Consider the following 5,255-nt stretch of genomic DNA (forward strand, 5'->3'; position numbering starts at 1 on the left):
CGCCCGGGCCCCGACCGTTCTCGTTCTCCATGGCCCCCATGGTCCCCGACCGCGCTGTGTGTCCGCTGAACCGCGCTGTGCCTCCGCTGAAACCATCCGGGCCGGGCGGAGGCCTCCCCCGGGCGGGCGGCGAAGGCGCCCGATGCCGGCCGGTCGGGCACGGCCCACACCCGGGGGGCCGGCGCCAGCTACCCGGCGTCGGTCAGTTGGGGAACTGCTCGCTGCCCGGGATGGTGAGGCGCACCTGCGCGCCACCGCCCTCGGCGTCGCCGATCTCCACGGTCCCGCCGTGTCGGGTCGTCACCTGGCGGACGATCGCGAGCCCCAGACCGGACCCCGGCATGCCGCGGGCCTCGCGGGACCGGTGGAACCTCTCGAACACGAGCTCCCTGTCCTCCTCGGGGATGCCGGGGCCCTCGTCCGAGACCGTCAGCTCCATCACCGCGTCGGACACGGGCCGCATCCGCACGGTCACGGTGCCGCCGGCGGGACTCCATTTGGCCGCGTTGTCGCACACGTTGAGCACCGCGCGCTCGATCCCCGCCGAATCGCCGTACGAGTACCAGGGCGTCAATTCGACGTCGAACTCCACGTCGTGCCGTCGGCGGCGCACCCGCTCGAGCGCCCGCTCGACGGCCTCGGACACGGCGACCGGCTCCAACTCGACCTCGCCGGAGTCCTCACGGGCGAGCTCGACGAGATCCCCGACCAACTGGCTGAGCTCGGAGATCTGCCCGATGACGTCCTCCTCGAGGGAGTTCCTGTCCGCGTCGGGGATCGACGGCGCCCCCGGGCGGCTGGCGGCGATGAGCAGTTCGACGTTGGTCCGGAGACTCGTGAGCGGGGTCTTGAGTTCGTGCCCGGCGTCCGCCACGAGGCGCGCCTGCCGCTCGCGGCTCTCCCCCAGAGCGACGAGCATCTGGTTGAAGCTGCTCGTCAGACGCGCGATCTCGTCGTCACCGGCCACGGGGATGGGCCGCAGGTCGTCCGTTCGGGCGATGCGCTCCACCGCCCTGGTCAGGCGGGCGACCGGCGCGAGCCCGGTCCGACCGACGGCCGTTCCCGCCACCGCGGCCAGCGCGATCCCGGCCGCACCGACCAGGGTGAGCACGATCGCCAGACGATTGAGGGCCGCCCTCGTGGGTCCGAGGTCCTGCGCCAGGATGAGCGTGGACCCGTCCCGGACGCCGACCGCGTAGATCTGCTTGCCGCTCGAGGTACGCAAACTCGACTCGGACTCCCCGCGCACGACGGCGATCTCCGGCCCGCCGATCTGGAACGGCTCACCGGTGGCGGTGCGGACACCCGAGGGCGCCACGATCTGCGCGTCCAGATTCGGATTGAACGCCCGGAGCGCGATGAGGGTGCTACGGGACTGCAGCGCGAACTCGGACGCCAGCTGACTGTTCACCAACTGGTCGGCCTGCTGCTGCAGCCGACTGTTGACGTCGCTGTACATCGACCCCGACACGACGAAGTACGCCGCGACGGCCATCAGGGCCACCGCGACCCCCACCGAGCTCGCGGCCAGCAGCGTGACCCGCTGGTGCAGCGAGATCGGGGCGGTTCTCGTCCGCATCGCGCGGGCCGGCACTACGGCGTCTCGCGCAGCACGTATCCCACACCGCGGACGGTGTGGATCAACCGGCTCTCACCCTCGCCCTCCGTCTTGCGGCGCAGGTAACCGATGTAGACCTCGAGCGCGTTACCCGACGTCGGGAAGTCGTAGCCCCACACCTCCTCGAGGATGTGGCTGCGGGTCAGCACCCGACGCGGGTGGTGCATGAGCAACTCGAGCAGGGAGAACTCGGTGCGGGTGAGCTGGATACGACGCTCGCCACGGCTGACCTCGCGGGTGGCCAGGTCCATGCGCAGGTCCTCGAACTCGAGGACCTCGTCGACCTCCTCGGCGTCGGGACCGCGGCGACGTAGGAGGGCGCGCAGCCGGGCCAGGAGCTCCTCGAGCGCGAACGGCTTGGGGAGGTAGTCGTCGGCACCGGCGTCCAGGCCGGCGACGCGCTCGGAGACCGCGTCCCGCGCGGTGAGCATCAGCACGGGGAGGTCGTCGCCGCGGCTGCGCAGGATCCGGCAGACCTCGAGGCCGTCGCGACGCGGCATCATCACATCGAGGATCACGGCGTCCGGCCGGTCGGCGTCGACCCTCTCGATCGCCTCGACCCCGTCGCCCGCCAGCTCCACGTCGTACCCGTTGAACGTGAGGGAACGCCGGAGCGATTCGCGTACGGCCTGGTCGTCGTCCACCACGAGGATCTTCATGGGTCAGAGTCTCGCCCACCCGGCTGAAACCCGGCTGAGGAACGCCTCGGGCAGCCGGGCAGCCGGGCAGACGCCGACGAGCCCGGCAGGTCCGTGGGGACCTGCCGGGCTCGTGACCGGCGTGTGCGTGCGGCGCTCGTCAGCGCCGCAGTACTCGACTGACAGCGCTCAGGGGGCGACTCAGCGGTCGAGGTCGATCAGGCCGAGCTTGGCGGCCTTGACCAGCCGACGCGGCAGCGCCACGGGGCGGCCGTCGATCTTGGTCTCCTGGAGAGCGACGTTGTCGGCCTTCCACTGGGAGCGGCGGGAGTGGGTGTTGGCGCGCGAGAGGCGGCGCTTGGGAACTGCCATGGTTATCGTCCTCGGGGTCTAGGAGGTGTACCGGGGCGCGGACGCCCCGCGTCTCACTTGGCGCGACGGGCGCGGTTGCCGTAGCGGCGCTGGAACTTCTCGACGCGGCCGGCGGTGTCCATGACACGCTGCGCACCGGTCCAGAAGGGGTGCGACTCGCTGGTCACGTCCACGACGATGAGCGGGTAGGTCTGACCGTCCTCCCACTCCACCGTGCGGGAGCTCGTCGCGGTGGAACGGGTGAGGAACTTGGTGCCCGTGCCCGAGTCCTGGAAGACCACCGGGTGGTAGTCGGGGTGGATGTCGTTCTTCATACTGGATCCCTCTAGCTCGGTAGAAGTCTGTGGGTCTGGCGCTCGCCCCGGCAGGGGCGCGCAAGTGCCAGTGGCCGAACCGGGGATTCCGGTGTCAGCACACGCATCGAAAGATCGTACCCGTAGGATGGCCGGGCACCCAATTCGAGCGTCACGCGATGCCGTCCCCGGGCGCCGAATACGGCGCTGACGTGCCGATTACCGTTTCACGCGGTCGGGCCGTAAACTAGACCATCGCTGTTGTCTGCACGTTTGCTATCGCCTCTCACGGTGTTCGCGACGTGGCGGTACGCCCCCGCACGGCCCAGGCCGTGTCGGGACGCGGACCCCGCCGCGCGCCACCGATGGACGGGGCGGAAGGAGAACCACGCCATGTCGGCGCATTGCCAGGTAACGGGACGGAAGCCGGGTTTCGGCAAGTCCGTCTCGCACTCACACCGCAGGACCAACCGTCGCTGGAACCCGAACATCCAGCGTCGTAGCTACTTCCTGCCCTCGGAGGGTCGTCGCGTCACGCTGACCGTCTCCACCAAGGGCATCAAGACCATCGACCGCGATGGCATCGAGGCCGTCGTGGCCCGCATCCGTGCCCGTGGGGAGAAGATCTGAGATGGCCCGTAACGACATCCGCCCCATCATCAAGCTGAAGTCCACGGCCGGTACCGGGTACACCTACGTGACCCGCAAGAACCGTCGTAACAACCCGGACCGCATCGTCCTCAAGAAGTTCGACCCGGTCGTCCGTAAGCACGTCGAATTCCGAGAGGAGCGCTGACCCGTGGCCAAGAAGTCCAAGATCGCGCGCAACGAGCAGCGCAAGGCCAAGGTCGCCCGGTTCGCCGAGCGCCGCGCCGAGCTCAAGGCAATCATCAAGAACCCGGAGACCACGGACGAGGCCCGTCTCGAGGCCCAGACCGCTCTCAACAAGATGCCGCGTGACGCCTCGCCCGTGCGGGTGCGCAACCGCGACGTCGCCGACGGCCGCCCCCGCGGCTACATCCGCAAGTTCGGCCTCTCCCGCGTCCGCATGCGCGAGATGGCCCACCGGGGCGAGCTCCCCGGTGTCACTAAGTCGAGCTGGTGAGTAGGTAACCATGGCTAAAGCACGTAGCACCCCGTCCAAGAAGATCCGTGCCCAGGAGGGCCGTCGACCCAAGAAGAACCCGCTGAAGGTCGCGGGTATCGAGACGGTCGACTACAAGGACGTCAACACCCTCCGCACGTTCATCTCCGACCGCGGCAAGATCCGTTCACGCCGCGTCACCGGCCTCACGCCGCAGCAGCAGCGTCAGGTCGCCGTCGCGGTCAAGAACGCCCGCGAGATGGCCCTGCTGCCGTTCACCAGCCGCTGAGTCACCGCTCGGCGCGGTCGAACCGAACCGCCCGTCCCGCCCGCGGCGTCTAGCCGCCGACCGGACAACAGCAACCCGATCGGGGTCGTGTCTCCTCTTCGAGAAGGAGTGCACGACCCCGATCGGCGTTACCGCCCCTCCCCTTGATCCAGGAGTCCGCCAGTGGCCGGCGTCCTCAACGGCTTCGCCGTCATCGTCGCCCTCGTCGCGCTGGGCTGGCTGCTCGCCCGGACCCTGGTCCTCGGCACGGACGCGCGCCTGGTGCTCAACCGGCTCGTCTTCTTCGTGGCGACGCCGGCGCTGTTGTTCGACTCCCTCGCCCGCACCACCCTCGACCAGGTCTTCACCGGCGTGTTCGTGGTGTCCGCGGTGTCGGCGATCATCATCGCCGTCCTCTACGTGTTGATCGCCCGGCTCTGGCTCCGTCGCCCGGCCGCCGATCTGGTGGTGGGCGCGCTGTCTGCCGGCTACGTCAACTCGGCCAATCTCGGCATCCCGATCGCTCTGTACGTCCTCGGCGACCTGGGCTTCGTCATGCCGCTGCTGCTCTTCCAGGTGGTGGTGCTGCAGCCGATCGCCATCGCGGTGCTGGAGCGGGCCGCCCGCGCGGAAGGCGCGGAGGGCGCGGACAGCGGGGGCGGTGCTCTCGGCGCGCTCCTGCAGTCGGTGCGGACGCCCATCGTCCTCGCCGCGCTCGCCGGCGTCGTCGTCGCGGCGCTGCCCTGGACGCCGTCCGACTCCCTCCTCGAGCCGGTGCACCTCGTCGGCCAGATCTCCGTCCCCGGCGCCCTGCTGGTGTTCGGGATGTCGCTCTACGGCGTCAAGGTCCTCGAGGCCGGCGCCTCCCCGCGCCGGGAGATCTTCCTCGCGAGCGCGCTCAAGCTCATCGCCCACCCGGTGCTGGCGTACGCGATCGGTGCGTGGCTGCTGGGCATGCGGGACCACGAACTCCTCACCGTCG

Annotated in this window: 9 protein-coding genes; 5 read left to right on the forward strand and 4 right to left on the reverse strand. The window is 69.9% G+C overall.

Annotated features, from left to right (window positions below):
* Positions 1-202: 202 nt before the first annotated feature.
* The 4 genes from G6030_RS12255 to G6030_RS12270 form a co-directional block, all read right to left on the reverse strand.
* The gene (locus G6030_RS12255; protein ID WP_187701781.1) at positions 203-1,579 is read right to left on the reverse strand and encodes a HAMP domain-containing sensor histidine kinase; all 1,377 of its coding nucleotides are present in this window, start codon (positions 1,577-1,579) and stop codon (positions 203-205) included.
* 14 nt (positions 1,580-1,593) lie between these two features.
* The gene (locus G6030_RS12260; protein ID WP_007632785.1) at positions 1,594-2,277 is read right to left on the reverse strand and encodes a response regulator transcription factor; all 684 of its coding nucleotides are present in this window, start codon (positions 2,275-2,277) and stop codon (positions 1,594-1,596) included.
* Between the two features lie 180 nt (positions 2,278-2,457).
* On the reverse strand, positions 2,458-2,628 hold the full coding sequence (gene rpmF, locus G6030_RS12265; RefSeq protein WP_007632786.1) for a 50S ribosomal protein L32: 171 nt from the start codon (positions 2,626-2,628) through the stop codon (positions 2,458-2,460).
* A gap of 53 nt (positions 2,629-2,681) precedes the next feature.
* Positions 2,682-2,942 (reverse strand): type B 50S ribosomal protein L31, encoded by a 261-nt coding sequence (locus G6030_RS12270; RefSeq protein ID WP_007632787.1) that lies wholly within the window; start codon positions 2,940-2,942, stop codon positions 2,682-2,684.
* 372 nt (positions 2,943-3,314) lie between these two features.
* Here G6030_RS12270 and rpmB point away from each other — a divergent pair, with 372 nt between their 5' ends.
* The 5 genes from rpmB to G6030_RS12295 all read left to right on the forward strand — a co-directional run.
* Positions 3,315-3,551 carry a 50S ribosomal protein L28 gene (gene rpmB, locus G6030_RS12275; RefSeq protein ID WP_007632788.1) on the forward strand — a complete coding sequence of 79 codons (237 nt, stop codon included), beginning with the start codon at positions 3,315-3,317 and terminating at the stop codon, positions 3,549-3,551.
* 1 nt (position 3,552) lies between these two features.
* Entirely contained in the window at positions 3,553-3,717 is a 165-nt protein-coding gene (gene rpmG, locus G6030_RS12280; protein WP_007632789.1) for a 50S ribosomal protein L33, read from the forward strand.
* 3 nt (positions 3,718-3,720) lie between these two features.
* Positions 3,721-4,026 (forward strand): 30S ribosomal protein S14, encoded by a 306-nt coding sequence (gene rpsN, locus G6030_RS12285; protein ID WP_007632790.1) that lies wholly within the window; start codon positions 3,721-3,723, stop codon positions 4,024-4,026.
* A gap of 10 nt (positions 4,027-4,036) precedes the next feature.
* On the forward strand, positions 4,037-4,294 hold the full coding sequence (rpsR, locus tag G6030_RS12290; protein ID WP_007632792.1) for a 30S ribosomal protein S18: 258 nt from the start codon (positions 4,037-4,039) through the stop codon (positions 4,292-4,294).
* Positions 4,295-4,456: 162 nt separating this feature from the next.
* The coding region (locus tag G6030_RS12295) for an AEC family transporter (protein WP_182643309.1) at positions 4,457-5,255 on the forward strand (799 nt) is incomplete at its 3' end.

Origin of the sequence: Dietzia sp. E1 (assembly GCF_014145015.1) — a bacterium.
Taxonomy (GTDB): Bacteria; Actinomycetota; Actinomycetes; order Mycobacteriales; family Mycobacteriaceae; genus Dietzia; species Dietzia cinnamea_A.

What these genes read in the sequence shown, in the direction of transcription:
- G6030_RS12255 (WP_187701781.1), bottom strand. Translation starts at nt 1,579, where the DNA reads ATGCGGACGAGAACCGCCCCGATCTCGCTGCACCAGCGGGTCACGCTG.
- G6030_RS12260 (WP_007632785.1), bottom strand. Translation starts at nt 2,277, where the DNA reads ATGAAGATCCTCGTGGTGGACGACGACCAGGCCGTACGCGAATCGCTC.
- rpmF (WP_007632786.1), bottom strand. Translation starts at nt 2,628, where the DNA reads ATGGCAGTTCCCAAGCGCCGCCTCTCGCGCGCCAACACCCACTCCCGC.
- G6030_RS12270 (WP_007632787.1), bottom strand. Translation starts at nt 2,942, where the DNA reads ATGAAGAACGACATCCACCCCGACTACCACCCGGTGGTCTTCCAGGAC.
- rpmB (WP_007632788.1), top strand. Translation starts at nt 3,315, where the DNA reads ATGTCGGCGCATTGCCAGGTAACGGGACGGAAGCCGGGTTTCGGCAAG.
- rpmG (WP_007632789.1), top strand. Translation starts at nt 3,553, where the DNA reads ATGGCCCGTAACGACATCCGCCCCATCATCAAGCTGAAGTCCACGGCC.
- rpsR (WP_007632792.1), top strand. Translation starts at nt 4,037, where the DNA reads ATGGCTAAAGCACGTAGCACCCCGTCCAAGAAGATCCGTGCCCAGGAG.